General features: G+C 70.3%; 15 protein-coding genes. 8 read left to right on the top strand and 7 right to left on the bottom strand.

Annotated elements, in window-relative coordinates:
• Window positions 1-702: NYN domain-containing protein (locus tag ABD329_RS45110; protein WP_344317999.1), on the bottom strand; the 702-nt coding region annotated here is incomplete at its 3' end.
• A 303-nt stretch (window positions 703-1,005) separates the two neighbouring features.
• On the opposite strand from ABD329_RS45110, the gene ABD329_RS45115 reads away from it, so the two are divergent.
• On the top strand, window positions 1,006-1,185 hold the full coding sequence (locus ABD329_RS45115; RefSeq protein ID WP_020872094.1) for a hypothetical protein: 180 nt from the start codon (window positions 1,006-1,008) through the stop codon (window positions 1,183-1,185).
• A 156-nt stretch (window positions 1,186-1,341) separates the two neighbouring features.
• On the opposite strand, the gene dnaE is transcribed toward ABD329_RS45115, so the two are convergent.
• On the bottom strand, window positions 1,342-4,887 hold the full coding sequence (dnaE, locus tag ABD329_RS45120; RefSeq protein ID WP_198279360.1) for a DNA polymerase III subunit alpha: 3,546 nt from the start codon (window positions 4,885-4,887) through the stop codon (window positions 1,342-1,344).
• Between the two features lie 214 nt (window positions 4,888-5,101).
• Between dnaE and ABD329_RS45125 the strand changes: the two genes are divergently transcribed.
• From ABD329_RS45125 to ABD329_RS45145, 5 genes are all read left to right on the top strand, one after another.
• On the top strand, window positions 5,102-6,427 hold the full coding sequence (locus ABD329_RS45125; RefSeq protein ID WP_198279361.1) for a DUF2252 domain-containing protein: 1,326 nt from the start codon (window positions 5,102-5,104) through the stop codon (window positions 6,425-6,427).
• An 89-nt stretch (window positions 6,428-6,516) separates the two neighbouring features.
• On the top strand, window positions 6,517-7,497 hold the full coding sequence (locus ABD329_RS45130; protein WP_246618758.1) for a thioredoxin domain-containing protein: 981 nt from the start codon (window positions 6,517-6,519) through the stop codon (window positions 7,495-7,497).
• Window positions 7,498-7,564: 67 nt separating this feature from the next.
• Window positions 7,565-8,263 carry a hypothetical protein gene (locus ABD329_RS45135; RefSeq protein WP_246618759.1) on the top strand — a complete coding sequence of 233 codons (699 nt, stop codon included), beginning with the start codon at window positions 7,565-7,567 and terminating at the stop codon, window positions 8,261-8,263.
• Between the two features lie 63 nt (window positions 8,264-8,326).
• A complete protein-coding gene (locus ABD329_RS45140; RefSeq protein ID WP_198279362.1) occupies window positions 8,327-9,154 on the top strand; it encodes a thioredoxin domain-containing protein in 828 nt (275 codons plus the stop codon).
• A 187-nt stretch (window positions 9,155-9,341) separates the two neighbouring features.
• On the top strand, window positions 9,342-10,973 hold the full coding sequence (locus ABD329_RS45145; RefSeq protein ID WP_344318002.1) for an alkaline phosphatase D family protein: 1,632 nt from the start codon (window positions 9,342-9,344) through the stop codon (window positions 10,971-10,973).
• Between the two features lie 22 nt (window positions 10,974-10,995).
• Here the strand turns inward: ABD329_RS45145 and ABD329_RS45150 are convergent, their stop codons facing one another.
• Window positions 10,996-11,586 carry a dienelactone hydrolase family protein gene (locus ABD329_RS45150; RefSeq protein WP_198279475.1) on the bottom strand — a complete coding sequence of 197 codons (591 nt, stop codon included), beginning with the start codon at window positions 11,584-11,586 and terminating at the stop codon, window positions 10,996-10,998.
• A 133-nt stretch (window positions 11,587-11,719) separates the two neighbouring features.
• On the opposite strand from ABD329_RS45150, the gene ABD329_RS45155 reads away from it, so the two are divergent.
• The gene (locus tag ABD329_RS45155; RefSeq protein ID WP_198279481.1) at window positions 11,720-12,859 is read left to right on the top strand and encodes a mechanosensitive ion channel family protein; all 1,140 of its coding nucleotides are present in this window, start codon (window positions 11,720-11,722) and stop codon (window positions 12,857-12,859) included.
• Window positions 12,860-12,922: 63 nt separating this feature from the next.
• On the opposite strand, the gene ABD329_RS45160 is transcribed toward ABD329_RS45155, so the two are convergent.
• The 4 genes from ABD329_RS45160 to ABD329_RS45175 all read right to left on the bottom strand — a co-directional run bounded on the left by ABD329_RS45160 (window position 12,923) and on the right by ABD329_RS45175 (window position 15,808).
• Window positions 12,923-13,387 (bottom strand): GNAT family N-acetyltransferase, encoded by a 465-nt coding sequence (locus ABD329_RS45160; RefSeq protein ID WP_198279476.1) that lies wholly within the window; start codon window positions 13,385-13,387, stop codon window positions 12,923-12,925.
• Window positions 13,384-14,325, bottom strand: a complete 942-nt coding sequence (locus ABD329_RS45165; protein ID WP_198279477.1) for an RluA family pseudouridine synthase — start codon at window positions 14,323-14,325, stop codon at window positions 13,384-13,386. Before ABD329_RS45165 ends, ABD329_RS45160 begins: the two co-directional genes overlap by 4 nt.
• An 84-nt stretch (window positions 14,326-14,409) precedes the next feature.
• Window positions 14,410-14,997: a signal peptidase II gene (gene lspA, locus ABD329_RS45170; protein WP_198279478.1), complete on the bottom strand. Its 588-nt coding sequence runs from the start codon at window positions 14,995-14,997 to the stop codon at window positions 14,410-14,412.
• Window positions 14,998-15,067: 70 nt separating this feature from the next.
• Window positions 15,068-15,808 (bottom strand): TraR/DksA family transcriptional regulator, encoded by a 741-nt coding sequence (locus tag ABD329_RS45175; RefSeq protein WP_198279479.1) that lies wholly within the window; start codon window positions 15,806-15,808, stop codon window positions 15,068-15,070.
• Between the two features lie 619 nt (window positions 15,809-16,427).
• On the opposite strand from ABD329_RS45175, the gene ileS reads away from it, so the two are divergent.
• Entirely contained in the window at window positions 16,428-19,565 is a 3,138-nt protein-coding gene (gene ileS / locus ABD329_RS45180) for an isoleucine--tRNA ligase (RefSeq protein ID WP_198279480.1), read from the top strand.
• Window positions 19,566-19,681: the final 116 nt, after the last annotated feature.

Below are 19,681 nucleotides of genomic sequence, written 5' to 3' on the forward strand. Positions count from 1 at the left end.
CTTCAGCCAGTTCACCCTGTGGCTCGGCGCCAACCTCCAGATCACCGCCGTCGTGACCGGGGCCCTGGCCGTGGCGGTCTCCGGCAGCGGGGCGGAGAGAATGGCCGCGATCTCCGGGCGCGGCTCGGAGACCGGCGCACAGGGCCCGGGAAGCTCCTTGGCGCGCACCGCCCGGGTGATCCAGGCGCGGTCCAGGACGCGCCGCTCATCGGCCTCGGCCACGAGGTCCTCGGACTGGTTGTAGTCGCCGTCGGCGGCCTGCACCGCCCAGAGGTGGACGGCGACGCCGTGCTCCTTGGCCGACATCAGCCCGGGCAGCAGATCCCCGTCGCCGGTGACGAGGACGATGTCGGAGCAGGCCCGGTTGCGGGCGAGTTCGGTGAGCTCGGCGTGCATGGCGGCGTCCACGCCCTTCTGGGCCCAGCGGCCGTCGCTGCGGGTGAGCGCGCCGAGTCGCACGGTCACCCGGGGCATCACCCGCAGCCTCCGGTGCTCGGGCTGGGGCACGCGGTCGGGGGCGCCGTCGAACCAGTAGATCCGCAGCAGCGGACGTTCCGTCTCGGCCTCGGCCCGCTCCCGCAGGCCCTGGATGAGGGTCGCGTGGTCGACGGAGATGCGCGATCGGGCGGGCTCCCCGGCCAGCAGGCTCGCGGCGGCGCCCAGCAGGTACCCGGCGTCCACCAGGACGACGCAGCGGTCCACGTTCCACCCTCTTCCCTGACGAATCCAGTCCTCGGTCGCCCCCCGCGCACAGCCGTCCCCGGATGTGGTCTTTCGGCTTTCCTTCGAGTCTGCCCGACCGTGCGGGGGTTATCAGTCCGAACTGGATCACCGGCGTGGCGGATACGGCCTACCCGCCAAGACCCTCCTTCTCACTCACCGTAATTGCCCGAAATGCACGGGTCACCGCGGCATGTCACTGTTCTTCCCGAAGGGCTTCTTCCGAAGGGCGTCTCCCGGAGGACCCTTCACCGGGGGGCTGATCCCAACTGGAGGAACACCACCATGGGCAAGAACAAGAACCGCGATCGCAAGCAGCAGCAGGAGCGGCGTCAGGAGCGGGGCATGGCCGACCGCCCCGCCGACCAGCAGTCCTCGATGGACGCGCAGTCGCAGGCGATGCGGTCGGAGGGCAGCCCCTCGACGCCGCGCAAGGACCGGCAGAAGAGCTTCGGCCACAACTGACGCACCGCGCACCGGCGCTGGGCCACCGCGGTGGCAGGCCGTGTGACATGGCCCCAGGGGCGCGCCCGACACGGGCGCGCCCCTGGTGCGTTCGTTCTCGCCGGGCCACCGCTCGGGTCGGGGCCGGGCGGTCACTGCCTCCTCAGGGCCGGGCCGTCACCCGGCCAGGCAGGACGCTCCCAACAGCACCTTGAGATCGCCGAAGAGCGCCGGGTCGGCGGTGACACGGTGCCGGTCGAGCCGCAGCACGGTGGTCTTCCGCGCCCCCTGGAGCTTGATCCGCACCTCCGTGGAGCCGCGGTGGTGGGTGAGCACCTCGCCCAGCTTCTCGACCAGCGGCGGGGTGACCTTGACCGTGGGAATGGTGATCGTCACGGGCGCGTTGGCACCCGCCTCGGACAGATCGGGGACCATCAGCTCCATGGCGACCAGCCGGGGCACGTCCTCGCGCTTGTCCAGCCGCCCCTTGACGAAGACGACCACGTCCTCGATCAGCTGGGTGGAGACCAGCTGATAGGTGGCCGGGAAGAACATGCACTCGATGGAGCCGGCCAGGTCCTCCACGGTGGCGATGGCCCAGGCGTTGCCCTGTTTGGTCATCTTGCGCTGGAGGCCGGAGATGATGCCGCCGATGGTGACGATCGCGCCGTCCGCGTGCTCACCGCCGGTGAGCGCGGAGATCGCGGCATCCGCCTTCTCGTTCAGCACATGCTCGATGCCGAACAGCGGATGGTCGGAGACATACAGGCCCAGCATCTCCCGCTCCTGGGCCAGCAGGTAGGTCTTGTCCCATTCGACGTCCGCGAACTCGACGTCGAGCCCGAAGCCGGGCCCGTCGCCGTCCCCGCTGTCGCCGCCCATGCCGCCGAAGAGGTCGAACTGCCCCTCGGCCTCCTTGCGCTTGACGGCGACCACATTGTCGATCAGGGCTTCGTAGTGCGCCGTGAGCCCCTTACGGGTGTGGCCCATCTCGTCGAAGGCGCCCGCCTTGATCAGCGATTCGGTGGTGCGCTTGTTGCAGACGACCGCCTCGACCTTGTCCAGGTAGTCCGGGAACGAGGTGTACTTCCCCTTGGCCTTGCGGCCGCGGATGATCGCATCCACCACGTTCTGACCGACGTTCCGGACCGCGGTGAGACCGAAGAGGATCACATCATCACCCTGGGCGGTGAAGTTGGCCTCGGACTCATTGACGTTGGGCGGCAGCACCTTGATACCCATGCGGCGGCATTCGTTCAGATAGACCGCCGACTTGTCCTTGTCGTCGCGGACCGAGGTGAGCAGCGCCGCCATGTACTCGGCGGGGTAGTTGGCCTTGAGGTACGCGGTCCAGTAGGTGACCAGGCCGTACGCGGAGGAGTGCGCCTTGTTGAACGCGTATCCGGCGAACGGGACCAGGACGTCCCACACCGCCTGGATGGCCTCGTCGGAGTAGCCGCGCTCGCGGCAGCCCTTCTGGAAGGGCACGAACTCCTTGTCGAGGACCTCCTGCTTCTTCTTGCCCATCGCGCGGCGCAGCAGGTCGGCCTGTCCGAGCGAGTACCCCGCGAGCACCTGGGCGGCCTTCTGCACCTGCTCCTGGTACACGATGAGGCCGTAGGTGATGCCCAGGACCTCCTTGAGCGGCTCCTCCAGCTCGGGGTGGATCGGGGTGATCTCCTGCTGGCCGTTCTTCCGCAGCGCGTAGTTGATGTGCGAGTTCATGCCCATCGGGCCCGGCCGGTAGAGGGCCGAGACGGCGGAGATGTCCTCGAAGTGGTCGGGCTTCATCATGCGCAGCAGGGAGCGCATCGGGCCGCCGTCGAACTGGAAGACGCCCAGGGTGTCACCGCGGCAGAGCAGTTCGAAGGTCTTGGGGTCGTCCAGGGACAGATCGAGCAGCTTGAGGTCGACGCCCTTGTTGGCGCGCACCATCTTGACGGCGTCGTCCATGATGGTGAGGTTGCGCAGGCCGAGGAAGTCCATCTTCAGCAGGCCGAGCGACTCACAGGTGGGGTAGTCCCACTGGGTCACGACCTGGCCGTCGTTCTTCGGCGAGAAGACCGGCACATGGTCGGTGACCGTCTCGCTGGACATGATCACACCGGCCGCGTGCACGCCCATCTGCCGGACCAGGCCCTCGATTCCGCGCGCGGTGTCGATGACCTTCTTCACATCCGGCTCGTTCTCGTACATCCCGCGCACCTCGCCCGCCTCGCTGTAGCGGGGGTGCTTCTCGTCGGTGATGCCGGAGAGCGGGATGCCCTTGCCGAGGACGTCGGCGGGCATGGCCTTGGTGATGCGGTCGCCCATCGCGTACGGATAGCCGAGCACGCGGGCGGAGTCCTTGATGGCGTTCTTGGCCTTGATGGTGCCGTAGGTGCCGATCTGGGCGACCTTGTCGGCACCGTATTTCTCGGTCACATACCGGATGACCTCACCGCGCCTGCGCTCGTCGAAGTCGATGTCGACATCGGGCATGGACACACGCTCGGGGTTGAGGAACCGCTCGAAGATCAGCCCGTGCTCGACCGGGTCGAGGTCGGTGATGCCCATCGCGTACGAGACGATCGAACCGGCCGCGGAACCACGGCCGGGGCCGACCGCGATGCCGTTGTTCTTGGCCCACATGATGAAGTCCGCGACCACGAGGAAGTAGCCCGGGAACCCCATCTGGATGATGACGTCCATCTCGTACTCGGCGAGCTTCTGCCGGTCCTCGGGGACGCCGCCGGGGAAGCGGCGGGCCATCCCCTTCTTGACCTCCTCCTGGAACCAGGTGACCTCGGTGTACCCCTCCGGCACGTCGAACCGCGGCATCAGGTCGCGCTTCTCGAACCAGCCGGTGTTGTCGATCTGCTCGGCCACCAGGAGGGTGTTGCGGCACCCCTCCTGCCAGGCGTCCGAGGAGTCGATGGCGTACATCTCGTCGGTGGACTTGAGGTAGTAGCCGGTGCCGTCGAAGCGGAAGCGGTCCGGGTCGGAGAGGTTCTTGCCGGTCTGGACGCACAGCAGCGCGTCGTGCGCCGCTGACTCGCGGGAGTAGGTGTAGTGCGAGTCATTGGTGACCAGCGGCGGGATGTCCAGCTTCTTGCCGATCTCCAGCAGCCCGTCCCGGACCCGGCGCTCGATCTCGATGCCGTGGTCCATCAGCTCCAGGAAGTACCGGTCCTTGCCGAAGATGTCCTGGTACTCGGAGGCGGCCTTGAGTGCCTCGTCGAACTGGCCGAGCCGCAGCCGGGTCTGGAGCTCGCCCGAGGGGCAGCCGGTGGAGGCGATCAGGCCCTCGGACCACTGGGCGATGGTCTCCTTGTCCATCCGCGGCCACTTGACGAAGTAACCCTCCATATAGGCGTCCGAGGAGAGCCGGAAGAGGTTGTGCAGACCGGTCTTGTTCGACGCCCAGATGGTCTTGTGGGTGTAACCACCGGAGCCGGAGACGTCATCGCGCTTCTGGTGCGGCTGGCCCCACTGCACCCGCCGCTTGTAGCGCCGCGACTCGGGGGCCACATACGCCTCGATGCCGATGATCGGGGTGATCCCCGCGCCCATCGCCTGCTGGTAGAAGTCGTACGCGCCGTGGAGGTTGCCATGGTCGGTCATGGCGATGTGGGTCATGCCCATCTCATTGCACGCGTTGAACATGTCCTTGAGCCGCGCCGCACCGTCCAGCAGCGAGTACTGGGTGTGGACATGCAGGTGCGTGAAGGGCGGCTTGGTCACGGTGGAAGACCTCCGGCGAACAATCGATGACGGGACGGCGAGACAGCTCCGAAGGTTACCCCTCCGCACTGACAGGAGCCGGGCACTCGCGAGTAGCCTCGGGCGTTGATCCCGACGGGTCATCCGGTCTTCCCGCGCAGCCGGCGAGACGGAACATACCCTGTCGTATCTGCCCCACCGATCACTTCCCTCATGCCCCAGGAGGCGTTCCGCGATGTCGACCCAGCAGACCCAGGCGGAACAGCGCGGCGAGCACATCCTCGCCGTATTCGACACCGCCTTCGGCGAGCTGCTCGCCGCCGACCCGGCCGCCTTCCGCGTCAAGTTCCGGAAGATGGCCGCCTCGGCGTTCGCGTTCTACCGCGGCACCGCCTGCCTGTTCTATTCCGATGTGGAGCGGGAGCGCTCCGGCGGGCCGTACCTGGACGACCGCACCAGCCGGGTGTGGATCCACGGCGACCTCCACGCCGAGAACTTCGGCACCTACATGGACGCCAACGGCCGGCTGATCTTCAATGTGAACGACTTCGACGAGGCGTACGTCGGCCCCTTCACCTGGGACCTCAAGCGCTTCGCCGCCTCCGTGGCGCTCATCGGCTACACGAAGGCGCTCAGCGACGAGAAGATCACCGAGCTGGTGCGGACGTACGCCGGGGCCTACCGCGAGCGCGTCCACGCCCTGGCCACCGGCGCCAAGAACGACGAGGTGCCGCCCTTCACCCTGGAGACCGCGGAGGGCCCGCTGCTGGACGCGCTGCGGGACGCCCGCTCGCTGACCCGCTTCGGGCTGCTGGACTCCATGACCGAGATCCGCGACTTCGAGCGCCGCTTCGCGGCCGGCGGCGGGTCCATCGAGCTGGACGCGGCCACCCGCTACAAGGTCCTGGCCGCCTTCGACGGCTATCTGGAGACACTCCCCGAGTCCAGTCTCTCGCGCCCGGACTCCTACCGCGTCAAGGACGTGGTGGGCCGCCGGGGCATCGGCATCGGCAGCGCCGGGCTCCCCTCGTACAACATCCTTCTGGAGGGCAACAGCGACGCCCTGGAGAACGATGTGGTGATCTACATGAAGCAGGGGCAGACCCCGGCGGTCTCCCGGCACATCACCGATGAGCGGGTGCGGTCCTACTTCCACCACGAGGGCCACCGCACGGTGATCTCCCAGCGCGCGCTCCAGGCCCACGCCGACCCGTGGCTGGGCTGGACCGAGCTGGACGGGGCGGGGCAGCTGGTGGCCGAGGTGTCGCCGTACGCGGTGGACCTGGACTGGTCCGACATCGACGACCCGGCCGAGATCGCGGCGGTCGTGGCCGACCTGGGCCGGGCCACGGCCACCATGCACGCGGCCGCGGACGACCAGAGCGGCCACTCGCTGGTGCCGTTCTCCACCGAGCGCGCCATCGACGCGGTGATCGCCGCCGACGAGGACGGCTTCGCCGAGCTCCTGGTGGACTTCGCGCACTCCTACGGTGCCCGCGCCCGGGCCGATCACCAGATCTTCGTGGACCTCTTCCGCAACGGCCGTATCCCCGGCCTCTGATCGCATCCCCGGGAGCGCACGCCCCCAGGGCCGTTGATCTCCACCCCGGCCATGACCGGGGTGGACTCGCCCCCCTATCGTTGACGTTCATGTGGCCTGGACAGCAGCCGCCGGGGGGCGAGCGAGACCCGCAGCAGAATCCGTACCAGCAGCCGGGTCAGCCGCCGCCCCCGGCTCAGCCTCCGGGCTTCCCGCCCGCTCCGCCGCCGCCCCAGGGCCCGCCGCCCGGGCCGGGTGGCGGGCCCTGGGGCGGCGCTCCCGGCCCGGCGGACCGGCAGCGCAAGGGCGGCCTTACGGCCGTCATCGCGGTGACGGCCGCCGCCGCTGTGTTCGCGGGCGTCCTCGTGTTCACGGATGACGACAAGGGTTCCCAGGGCGGCTCGTCGGACGATGTCGTCCAGGGCCCGCCGGGAGCGCCGGGCTCCGGCGGCTCGGACGGATCCTCCGGTGGCTCACAGGGCCCGGGAAACCTCGTCACGCCCGCCCACAGCTCCGGGCCCGGCGGCACCACCGTGGTGATCGGCGAGGCCGGCGCCAAGCACACCCTCGACGTCTACGAGGACCTGCGCTGCCCGCCGTGCGCCTCCTTCGACCAGGCGGTCGGGCCGACCATCGCCAAGGACATCAAGGCCGGCAAGTACAAGGCTTCGTTCCACTTCGCCGCCATCCTCGACAAGAACATGGGCGGCAGCGGCTCCGCGAACGCCCTGAGCGCCCTCGGGGCGGCCCTGGACGTGGGCACCGACGCCTTCCTCGACTACAAGGCCGCGCTGATGTCGTCGAAGAACCACCCCGAGGAGAGCAAGGACTCCTACGCCGACGACGACCGGCTGCTGACCGTCTCCCAGGAGGTGTACGCGCTCAAGACGAACGCCTCCTTCCGGGAGGCTCTGCGGGAGGGCACCTACGACCCCTGGGCGAAGAAGATGATCGCCGACTTCGACGCCTCCGGGGTGAGCGGCACCCCCACCGTCAAGCTCGACGGCTCCCAGCTCACCGGCAGCGGCGGCGCCACCCCCGCGACCGCGGCGGAGTTCACGGACGCGGTGGACAAGCGGCTCAAGGGGTGAAATACGCAGGTCAAGGGCGGAGGGTCGGCCGCCGGTCCGGTTCTTCACATGGTCCCTACAGCCGTTCATGGCAGAATTCGAAGTCATGGACGGCACCGGACCGCAGCTGAGGGCAGTGCGCGCGGCGCTCTTCACGGCGCTGTGTGTCACCCTGTCCTCGGCTTCGCATGTCCTGCTGACGCGGGCCCCGCTGCCGCTGGGCACCGTCGCCGCGCTCGCGGTGGCCGTCTTCGCCGTCGCGTACGCCCTCGCGGGCCGGGAGCGGGGCTTCTGGTCCATAGCGGCGCTGATGATCCCGCTGGAGCTGGCCGCCGACACGATCTTCACCACCGGCCAGCAGGCGTGTTACGGACAGTCCGGCGGCCCGGTGGCGGGCTCCCTGCGCTCCATGGGCGTCACCGTGCTGTGCGGCGGCGGCGACCTCGGCGGTCCGCTGCCCGGGGTCTCCCAGAACGGCGTCGCCACCCCGCTGGCGGCCGCCGTGAGCTCCGCCACCCCCTGGCTGCTGCTCGCCGCGCATATCGCGGTGGGTCTGATCGCCTCGGCCTGGCTGCGGCGCGGCGAGGCCGCCCTGAGCCGTCTGCTGGCCTCCGTGGCCGCCTTCGCCTTCCGGCCGCTGCTGCTGGCCGTCGCGTGCCACGCGGCGGCCCTGCTGCCCCACCGCCGGGCCCCGCGGCCCGTGCGGCCGGTGCGCCCGGCGCCGGCCCTCCCTCTCCTCGTGCACTCCGTGGTGCGTCGTGGACCGCCCCGCTCGGCCGCTGCCTGAGCACAGCGCTCCACACCCCCGTACGCATCACTGACGACGCACACCCACGGAGATCGAACCATCATGAGCAACCGCAACAGCCAGCAGAACAAGCAGGCCGCGCGCGAACGGCTGCGTGCCGAGCGCGAGCGCCAGGCCAAGAAGGACCGGATGCGGCGCCAGCTGTTCGTCGGCGGCGCGGTCGTCGCGGTCCTCGCGATAGCCGGCGGCATCGGCTACGCCGTCACCAACATGAACTCGGACGACGCCAACCAGAAGTGGCGGGCGGCGGCCGAGAAGAAGACGTTCGCCAAGCCCGCCAACGCCACCGGCCCCCAGGGCACGACGGTCGTCATCGGCGACAAGAAGGCCAAGAACACCCTGCACGTCTACGAGGACATGCGCTGCCCGGTCTGTGCCCAGTTCGAGAAGTACACCGGCCCGACCGTGCTCAAGGACCTCAAGGACGGCACCTACAAGGCGCAGTTCACCATGGGCACCTTCCTCGACGACAACAAGCAGCAGCCCGGCGCCGGCTCGAAGAACGCGCTGAGCGCGCTCGGCGCGGCCCTCGACGTCAGCCCCCAGGCGTTCCTGGACTACAAGGAGGCGCTGTACGCGCCGAAGAACCACCCGGAGGAGACCGATGACGCCTTCGCGAACGACCAGAAGCTGATCGACGTCGCCCAGCAGGTCAAGGAGCTGAAGGGCAACACGGCCTTCGAGAAGGCCGTGAAGAACGGCACCTACGACCGGTGGGCGCTGGCCATGTCCAAGACGTTCAACGACACCAAGGACATCACCGGCACCCCGTCCTTCAAGATGAACGGGAAGAAGCTTCAGGTGGGCGACAATCCGCCGATGACCCCGGACCAGTTCACCCCGCTGGTCAAGCAGAACCTCAAGAAGTAGCGTCCGGCCCGTCTCAGGCCGGGTCGGCGGGCGTGCCCTCGAGGGCGCGCCCGCCGACGGCGTTCCGCCCCGGCGGGCCGGGCGGTGACCGCGCGACGAGCCCGCCGGTGACCTGGCGGCGACGGGTGGGCGAACATCCCCCAAGCCCCCTGTCCCCGCGGGCTACTTGTCAGTAATCTCCTCGGCCGTGACCGACCTCCACATATCGCGCCGAAGCGCCGTCACGGCCGCGGCGGCCGCCGCCGCCCTGCTGCCCCTCGTCCCGGGCCCCACCGCCACCGCCGCCTCCGGACCCGCCTTCCTGCACGGCGTCGCCTCGGGCGACCCGCTGCCCGACGGGATCCTGCTGTGGACCCGCATCACGCCCGCCCCCGACGCCGTGCCCGGCTCGGGGCTGGGCCCCGCCGTCGAGGTGACCTGGGAGGTCGCCGAGGACCGTGACTTCCGCTCGGTCGTCGCCCACGGCACCGTGAAGGCCGCCGCGGACACCGACCACACCGTCAAGGCCGATGTGCGCGGGCTGCGGCCCGCCACCGGCTACTTCTACCGCTTCGGCGCGGACGGCGGCGTCCGCTCCCCCGTGGGCCGCACCCGCACCGCCCCCGCGCACGACGCCGCGACCGACGGGGTGCGCTTCGGCGTGGTCTCCTGTGCCAACTGGGAGGCGGGCTGGTTCTCCCCGTACCGCCATCTGGCCGCCCGCACCGACCTGGACGCAGTGCTCCATCTGGGCGACTACATCTACGAGTACAAGAGCGGCGAGTACCCGGCGGCAAAGGACGTCGTGCGCCCGCACGCCCCCACCCACGAGATCGTCACGCTCGCCGACTACCGCGTCCGGCACGGGAACTACAAGACCGACCCCGACGCCCAGGCGCTGCACGCCGCGCTCCCCCTGATCGCGATCTGGGACGACCACGAGTTCGCCAACGACGCCTGGTCCGGCGGGGCGGAGAACCACACGCCCGGCACCGAGGGGGCGTGGGCCCAGCGGGTGGCCGCCGCCAAGCAGGCGTACTTCGAGTGGATGCCGGTGCGCCCCTCCACCCAGGGCACCACCTACCGGCGGCTGCGCTACGGCAACCTCGCCGATCTCCACCTGCTCGACCTGCGCTCGTTCCGCTCCCAGCAGGCGGCCACCGGCAGCGGGGACGTGGACGACCCCGAGCGCACCCTGACCGGGCGCGCCCAGCTCGACTGGCTGAAGTCGGGCCTGACCGCCTCGGACACCACCTGGCGGCTGGTGGGCAACTCGGTGATGATCTCACCGGTCGCCTTCGGAGCCCTCCCCGCCGAGCTGCTGGGGCCGCTGGCCGAGCTGCTGGGGCTGCCCAAGGGCGGGCTGGCCATCAACACCGACCAGTGGGACGGCTATACGGACGACCGGCGCGAGCTGCTCGCCCACCTCACCGAGCACGGGATCGGCAACACGGTCTTCCTCACCGGTGACATCCATATGGCGTGGGCCAACGACGTACCGGTGAAGGCCGCCACCTACCCGCTCTCCCGGTCGGCCGCGACCGAGTTCGTGGTCACCTCGGTGACCTCCGACAACCTCGACGATCTGCTGCATGTGGCGCCGCAGACGGTGTCCCTGGCCGCGGCCGCCGCGATCAGGGCCGCCAACCGCCATGTGAAGTGGGTGGACATGGACTCGCACGGCTACGGCGTGCTCGACGTCACCCCGCGGCGGGCCCAGATGGACTACTACACCGTCTCCGACCGGACCGATCCGCACGCCACGAGCGCCTGGACGCGGTCGTACCGCACCCAGGCGGGCAGCCAGAAGATCGAGCGCGCCGACGCGCCGGTGCGGTAAAGGCTCACCCGTGCGTTGAGGCTCAGAGGCTCGCCAGGAAGCCGAGCGCCACCCGCCAGGTGGCCTCGGCGGCCTCCTTGTCGTAGTCCGGCAGCTCGGGGTCGGTGAAGACGTGCCCGGCCCCGCCGTAGCGGAAGACCTCCACATCGGCACCGGCCCGCCGCATCCGCAGATACCAGGCGTTCAGCCAGTCGTGTGGCTCGAACGGGTCGGGGTCGGCCACATGCAGTTGCACCGGCAGGTCGTCGGCCGCGGCGTCGTCGGCGATGTCCGAGGTGCCGTGCAGCAGGAGCAGTCCGCGCGCCTTGTCGTCGGCCAGCGCCAGGTTCTGCGCCAGGGAGCCGCCGAGCGAGAACCCGGCGTAGACCAGGCCGCGGTCCGAGTACGGCGCGGCGGCGGTGACGGCCCGTCTCAGCAGCTCGTCGCGGCCGATGCGCTCCTTGATCACCATGCCGTCCTCGACGGTCTCGGCGGTCTCCCCCTCGTACAGGTCCGGCACGACCACCTCATGCCCGGCCGCGCGCAGCCGGTCGGCCGCCTCGTGCACGGCGGGCCGCAGCCCGTACGCGGAGTGGAACAGCACAATCGTCGAGGTATCGGCCACCGCCGTCACTTTCCTTCCCGTTTCACTTTCCGTGGATCAGCCCCTCCTATCGTGCCAGTCACAGTCTGAGGACACCGGATCCGGGGAAGGCGGGACAGGACACCCTGGAGTCTCCGCTGGGGAAAGGATGAGGTAGGTGTCCATGGAGGACGTGCTGCGTCCGCTCGTCGTCATCGGCGGCTCGCTGGCCATCACGCTGTTCATCGGCTGGGCCGTCGACTGGCTGCTGCGGAGGGTCGACGCCCGGCATCCCGAGACCCCGCTGTGGGGCCATCTGCGCCGCTGCCGGCTCCCTCTTCAGGTGACCGTGTGCACGGCGTTGCTGAGCGGTTCGTACGACAAGACCGAGGCGAGGGTCGTCCAGGAGCACGGGTCGGCGATCGGCCAGTTGCTCGCGCTGGTGCTCATCGCGGCCACGGCATGGCTCATGGTGCGGGTCTCCTCGGCCGTGGTGGAGTCCTCCTACTTCCGCTACGCCTCCTCCAGCGCGCACGACCCCGCGCGGGTGCGCCGGGTGCGCACCCAGGTGACGCTGATCCAGCGGGTGGTGGCCGCGATCGTCGGCGTGGTGGCGGCCTCCGCCATGCTGCTGACCTTCCCGACGATGCGCACGGTCGGCACCTCCATGCTGGCCTCCGCCGGGATCCTCGGGGTGGTCGCCGGTGTGGCCGCCCAGTCCACGCTGGGGAACCTCTTCGCGGGGCTCCAGATCGCCTTCGGCGACATGGTGCGGATCGGCGACACGGTGGTCGTGGACGGCGAGTGGGGCACGGTCGAGGAGATCACGCTGACCTTCCTGTCCGTACGGACCTGGGACGAGCGCCGGATCACCATGCCGGTGTCGTACTTCACCAACAAGCCGTTCGAGAACTGGTCGCGCGGCGGCACCCAGAAGGTGGCCACGGTCTACTTCCACCTGGACCACACCGCGCCCATCGAGGAGATGCGGGAGCACCTGCGCGAGATCGTGAGGAAGTCCCCGGCCTGGGATGGCCGGGACTGGAGCCTGGTGGTGACGGACACCACCCCGAGCACCATCATGGTGCGGGCACTCATCACGGCGCGGGACCCCGACGACGCGTGGACGGTGCGCTGTGAGGTGCGCGAGAAGATGATCACGTGGCTGCGGGACGCCCATCCGTACGCCCTGCCGCGCATCGCCACCGCCCCGGCCGTCCAGGCCCGGCAGGCGCTGCTGGAGAGCGAGCGGCGCCCGGAGCGCCATGACCACTTCGCCCGCTTCGAGGACGGGCTGCGCAAGGACTCCTCGCGCTCGCGGTGAAGCCGGTGGGGGTGAAACCGGTGGGGTGAAGCCGGTGGGGGTGAAACCGGTGGCAGGAGGTCGCTACAGCGACCGTCGCATCGCGCGGTGCGGGATGCCGCTGCCCTCGTCGAACTCGGGGCCGAACGCCTCGTAGCCCAGCCGCTCGTAGAAGCCGAGCGCATGGGTCTGGGACTCCAGATAGACCTCGGCCAGACCGCGCCGGCGGGCCTCCGCCTCGACGGCCCGGACCAGGTCGGCCCCCAGCCCGGTGCCCCGCGCCGCCCGGGCCACCGCGAGCCGGCCGAGGGCGGCGGTGGTGGCGCCGTCGACACCGGCGTGGCCGTACTTCTTGTCCGCGGCCGCGCCGTACAGGAAGCGGACGGTGCCCACCGGGCGGCCCCCGTCATCGGTGGCCAGGAGGTGGACGGCGTGCGCGTCGTACGCGTCCATCTCCTCTTGCTCGGGGATCCGCTGCTCCACCACGAAGACCTCCCGGCGGACCGCGAAGCAGCCGGACAGGTCCCCGTCGGTCACGACCTCGATCACGCGCTCTCCGCCTTCACGATGTCCAGCGCCCCGCGCAGATCGTCCGGGTAGACGCATCCGAACTCGACCCATCCGCCGTGCGCGGGGTGCTCGAAGCCGAGCCGCACGGCGTGCAGCCACTGCCGGGTCAGCTTCAGCCGCTTGGCGAGCGTCGGGTCGGCGCCGTAGGTGAGGTCGCCGACGCACGGGTGGCGGTGGGCCGCCATGTGCACCCGGATCTGGTGGGTGCGGCCGGTCTCCAGCTTGATGTCCAGCAGGCTCGCGGCCCGGAACGCCTCGATGAGGTCGTAGTGGGTGACGCTCGGCTTGCCGTCCGCGGTCACCGCCCACTTGTAGTCGTGCTGGGGATGGCGGCCGATCGGGGCGTCGATGGTGCCGCTCAGCGGGTCCGGGTGGCCCTGGACCAGCGCGTGGTAGCGCTTGTCCACGGTGCGCTCGCGGAACTGCTGCTTGAGCACGGAGTACGCGAGCTCGGACTTGGCGACGACCATCAGCCCGGAGGTGCCGACGTCCAGCCGGTGCACGATCCCCTGGCGCTCGGCGGCGCCCGAGGTGGAGACGCGGAAACCGGCGGCGGCGAGCCCGCCGATCACGGTGGGGCCGCTCCAGCCGGGACTGGGGTGGGCGGCGACGCCGACCGGCTTGGAGACGACCACGATGTCCTCGTCGTCGTGCACGATGTCCATGCCCTCGACGGGCTCGGCGACGACCCGCACCGGAGGCGCGGCCTGCGGCATCTCGACCTCGAGCCAGGCACCCCCGGAGACCCGGTCGGACTTCCCGGCGACACTGCCGTCGAGCTGCACCTTTCCGGCGGCGGCCAGCTCGGCCGCCTTGGTCCGGGAGAAACCGAACATGCGGGCGATCGCGGCATCGACGCGCTCGCCCTCCAGACCGTCCGGTACGGGCAGGGCGCGGATCTCGGGAATGGTACTCACCCGACGAGTATGCCGGACCGGGAGCACCGGTTCGTACGCCCGTCGGATACGCCCTCCCCGGGACCGGACCGGTGTCGGCGCCCGTCAGTCCTTGTGGACCGTGCCGTCCGGGTCCAGACCGCGGAAGGACAGGATCACGATCAGGAAGCCGCCGCACACGATGGCCGAATCGGCGAGGTTGAAGACCGCGAAGTGGGAGGGCGCGATGAAGTCGACGACCGCCCCCTGGAAATCCCCGGGAGCCCGGAAGATCCGGTCGGTGAGATTGCCGAAGGCACCGCCGAGCAGCAGCCCGAGCGCGATGGCCCAGGGCAGGCTGTGGAGCTTGCGGGCCAGCCGGGCGATCACCACGATGACACCGACCGCGATCACCGTGAAGACGATGGTCATGGCCTCGCCGAAGCCGAACGCCGCGCCCCGGTTGCGGATCACCTCGAACTGGAGCCAGGTGCCGATCACCTCGACCGGAGCATGGTGCTCCAGCTTGGCGACCACGGCCAGCTTGCTGGTCAGATCGATCAGATAGGCCAGCGCCGCGACCACGAGGAGCACCCCGACGCGCCGCTTCCCCCTGTCCGCCGCGGCCTCACCGGATCCGGCGGCGCTGGTCCCGGCGCCCCCCTCCGCCTTCCCCGCGTCCGGCGTACCGATGGCCTGCTCCGCCTCTGTCACGTGAGTCCCTCAACCTCGTGAGCCTGTCTCCCCCTGTGAGGGACGAGGGTACGGCACACGCGTACGGGCGTCAGCGGCGCTCCTGGCGCTGCTTGCACTCGACGCACAGCGTGGCCCGGGGGAACGCCTGCATCCGCGCCTTGCCGATCGCGTTGCCACAGCTCTCGCACAGCCCGTACGTCCCGGTGTCCAGCCGGTCCAGGGCCCGCTCGGTCTGGAGCAGCATCTCGCGGGCGTTTCCGGCCAGGGCCATCTCATGCTCGCGGGTGATGTTCTTGGTGCCGGTGTCGGCCTGGTCGTCGCCCGCGCCGTCACCGGAGTCGCGCATCAGCCCGGTGATCGCCTCCTCGGAGGCGAGGATCTCGGTGCGCAGCCGGCCGGCCTCGGTCAGCAGTCCGGAGCGCGCCTCGTCCACCTCCTCGGCCGACCAGGGGTCCTCGCCCGGGCGGACCGCGAGTTCACCGGGGTCGACGGGGGCGCCCGCCGCACGGGCCTTGGGCAGCGGTGGCGCGGTCGTCGTGGCCTTCTTGTCCGTCGGAGCACCACCCGAGGTCTTCTTCGCAACCACTTTCCTGGCTCCCGTCTTCTTCGCGGGCACCGCCTTGTCGGCGGGCGCGGCCTTCTTGGCGGGCGTCTCCGACGTCTTCTCCGGTGCGCTCTTCTTCGCCGCCTTGGCGGCGCCTTGCGCGGCGGCCCTGCCGGGTGCCGCGGTCTTGTTGACGGCCTTCTTGCCCGAGGCGCTCTTCTTGCCGGGCGCGGCCTTCGTCGCCTTCGCCGTGCTCTTCTGCACGGTGGTCTTTCTCGCCACCATGGCCGCGGCCCCTTCACATATTGTGATCTTGCGCGCGAATCGTTCCGGAACGATAAATCGACTCCGGGCGGGCGGCAACGGGGCACGCCGCCCGATTCGCCCGGCTTGCCCGTACGACAACCCGGTCTCCACCGTTGTGCCCCACTCCACGCCCGGTAATCCGTCCGGGGTCCGGTCCCGGGGGGTGACCCAGTGTGACGGGCCTGATCCCGGCCCCCGGCGTCCGGCCATTCGGGTCGGTCCCCGGACCCGGCCGTCCCCCACTCGGCGCAGTGCCCCAGCGATGACCGGGCAGTGCCATATTCGGTCGGCCCCGGTCCCCGCGGCCCCGTACACTGGGGCGCAGCGAGAGGCGTGGATGGGGACGAGTAGCGTCGTAGGCGGCCCAGAGCGACCCGGGGACGGTGTGAGCCCGGGGGCGAGCGCGATGTGAAGGATCACCCCGGAGCCGCCGGAAGAACGCCCGCTCTGGGTCAGTAGAACCGGCATCGCGATCCCAATGAGGGGGCCGGGAGCAGGCCGCTGCCGGTCAAGGAGGGTGGTACCGCGGGAGCGCACGGCTCTCGTCCCTCCGACGGAAACGGAAGAGCACGTGTCCGCCGGAGGAAGAAGAGCCCCGATGACGCCGCAGTACCGCCAGGTGCCCGCCCAGGTCGACCTGCCCGCCCTCGAGCACGCCGTGCTCGACTTCTGGCGCGAGAACAAGATCTTCGCCCGTAGCCTCGAGCAGTCCGAGGGGCGGCCCGAGTGGGTCTTCTACGAGGGTCCCCCGACCGCGAACGGCATGCCGGGCGCCCACCACATCGAGGCCCGCGTCTTCAAGGACGTCTTCCCGCGCTTCCGCACCATGCGGGGCTACCACGTCGACCGTAAGGCGGGCTGGGACTGCCACGGCCTGCCGGTGGAGCTGGCGGTCGAGAAGGAGCTGGGCTTCAACGGTAAGAAGGACATCGAGGCGTACGGCATCGCCGAGTTCAACGCCAAGTGCCGGGAGTCCGTGACCCGGCACACCGACGCCTTCGCCGAGCTCACCACCCGGATGGGGTTCTGGACCGACCTCGACGGCGCGTACTGGACCATGAACCCCGGGTACATCGAGTCGGTGTGGTGGTCCCTCAAGGAGATCTTCAACAAGGGGCTGCTGGTCCAGGACCACCGCGTGGCCCCCTGGTGCCCGCGCTGCGGCACCGGGCTGTCCGACCACGAGCTGGCCCAGGGCTACGAGACGGTCGTCGACCCCTCGGTCTTCGTGCGCTTCCCGCTGACCTCGGGCCCGCTGGCGGGCGAGGCGGCGCTGCTGGTGTGGACGACCACGCCGTGGACCCTGGTCTCCAACACCGCCGTGGCCGCGCACCCGCGGGTGCGCTATGTGGTCGCCACCAACGGCGAGGAGAAGCTGGTCGTCGCCGAGCCGCTGGTCGAGAAGGCGCTCGGCGAGGGCTGGACGGTCACCGGTGAGTCCTTCACCGGGGCCGAGATGGAGCGCTGGGGCTATCGGCGCCCCTTCGAGCTGGTGGAGATCCCCGACGCCCACTTCATCGTCAACGCCGACTATGTGACGACCGAGGACGGCACCGGTCTGGTCCACCAGTCCCCCGCCTTCGGTGAGGACGACCTGCTGACCTGCCGGGCCTACGGGCTGCCGGTGGTCAACCCGGTCCGCCCGGACGGCACCTTCGAGGAGGGCCTGGACCTGGTCGGCGGCCAGTTCTTCAAGAAGGCCGACGAGGCGCTGACGGCGGACCTCAAGGACCGCGGGCTGCTGTTCCGGCACGTGCCGTACGAGCACAGCTACCCGCACTGCTGGCGCTGCCACACCGCGCTGCTCTACTACGCCCAGCCGTCCTGGTACATCCGCACCACCGCGATCAAGGACGCGCTGCTGCGGGAGAACGAGAAGACCAACTGGTATCCCGAGTCGGTCAAGACCGGTCGCTATGGCGACTGGCTCAATAACAACATCGACTGGGCGCTGTCGCGGAACCGCTACTGGGGCACCCCGCTGCCCATCTGGCGCTGCGCCGAGTCCCATCTCGCCTGCGTCGGCTCCCTCGCCGAGCTCTCCGAGCTGACCGGCACCGACCAGAGCGGTCTGGACCCGCACCGGCCGTACATCGACGCGGTCACCTTCACCTGCACCGCCGACGGCTGCTCGCTGACGGCCGAGCGGGTGCCCGAGGTCATCGACGCCTGGTACGACTCGGGCTCGATGCCGTTCGCGCAGTACGGCTACCCGTACCACAACAAGGAGCTCTTCGAGCGGCGCTACCCGGCGCAGTTCATCTCCGAGGCCATCGACCAGACCCGCGGCTGGTTCTACACGCTGATGGCGGTCGGCACGCTCGTCTTCGATAAGTCCTCGTATGAAAACGTGGTCTGCCTCGGTCACATCCTGGCCGAGGACGGTCGCAAGATGTCCAAGCACCTGGGCAACATCCTTCAGCCGATCCCGCTGATGGATCAGCACGGCGCGGACGCGGTGCGCTGGTTCATGGCCGCGGGCGGCTCGCCGTGGGCGGCCCGCCGGGTGGGCCACGGCACCATCCAGGAGGTGGTGCGCAAGACGCTGCTCACCTACTGGAACACGGTGGCCTTCCAGGCGCTGTACGCCCGCACCTCGGGCTGGGCGCCGTCCGCGGCCGACCCGGCCCCGGCCGAGCGGCCGCTGCTGGACCGCTGGCTGCTGGGCGAGCTGGGCACGCTCACCGAACAGGTCACCGAGTCCCTGGAGGCGTACGACACCCAGCGCGCCGGAAAGCTGCTCTCGGCCTTCGTGGACGATCTGTCCAACTGGTACGTGCGCCGCTCGCGCCGCCGCTTCTGGCAGGGCGACGCGGCCGCGATGCGCACCCTCCACGACGTCATCGAGACGGTCACCCGGCTGATGGCGCCCCTGGTGCCCTTCATCACCGAGCGGGTCTGGCAGGACCTGGTCGTCCCGGTGACCCCGGAGGCCCCCGCCTCCGTGCACCTGACCACCTGGCCGGAGCCGGACCGGTCGATGATCGACCCGGCCCTCTCGGAGCGGATGGCGCTCGTGCGGCGCCTGGTGGAGCTGGGGCGCGCGACCCGCGCGGAGTCCGGTGTGAAGACGCGCCAGCCGCTGTCCCGCGCGCTGGTCGCCGCCTCCGGCTTCGAAGCCCTCGGCGCCGAACTGCGGGCCCAGATCGAGGAGGAGCTGAACGTCTCCTCGCTGGCGGCGCTGAGCGAGGTCGGCGGCTCGCTGGTGGACACGACCGCGAAGGCCAACTTCCGCGCCCTGGGCAAGCGCTTCGGCAAGGGCACCCAGCCGGTCGCCAAGGCGATCGCGGAGGCCGACGCGGCCGCGCTGTCGGTCGCGCTGCGCGAGGGGAACGCGTCGGTCGTGGTGGACGGCGAGACGGTCGCCCTCTCCCCCGACGAGGTCATCATCACCGAGACCCCGCGCGAGGGCTGGTCCGTCGCCTCCGACGCGGGCGCCACGGTCGCCCTCGACCTGGAGATCACTCCGGAGCTGCGGCGCGCGGGGCTGGCCCGTGACGCGATCCGGCTGATCCAGGAGGCCCGTAAGAACAGCGGGCTGGATGTGGCCGACCGGATCGCGCTGCGGTGGCAGTCGTCCGACGAGGAGCTCCGTCAGGCCCTCGCCGACCACGCCGCGCTGATCGCGGACGAGGTCCTCGCGACCGACTTCGCCCCCGGCGACGGGGAGGAAGGCTACGGCGACGAGTTCACCGACGCCCCGCTCGGCCTCACCTTCCGCCTCCGCAAGGCGTAACCCCGGCGGGAGGTTGTTCCCCTACCCGCCCCTTCCCGAACCAGGGGCTCCGTCCCTGGACCCCGGACGCCCTCCGGGCGTGTCCTCAATCGCCGGACGGGCTGAAATTCAGCCCG

The sequence above is a fragment of the Streptomyces javensis genome, from assembly GCF_039525925.1.
Lineage (GTDB): Bacteria > Actinomycetota > Actinomycetes > Streptomycetales > Streptomycetaceae > Streptomyces > Streptomyces asiaticus.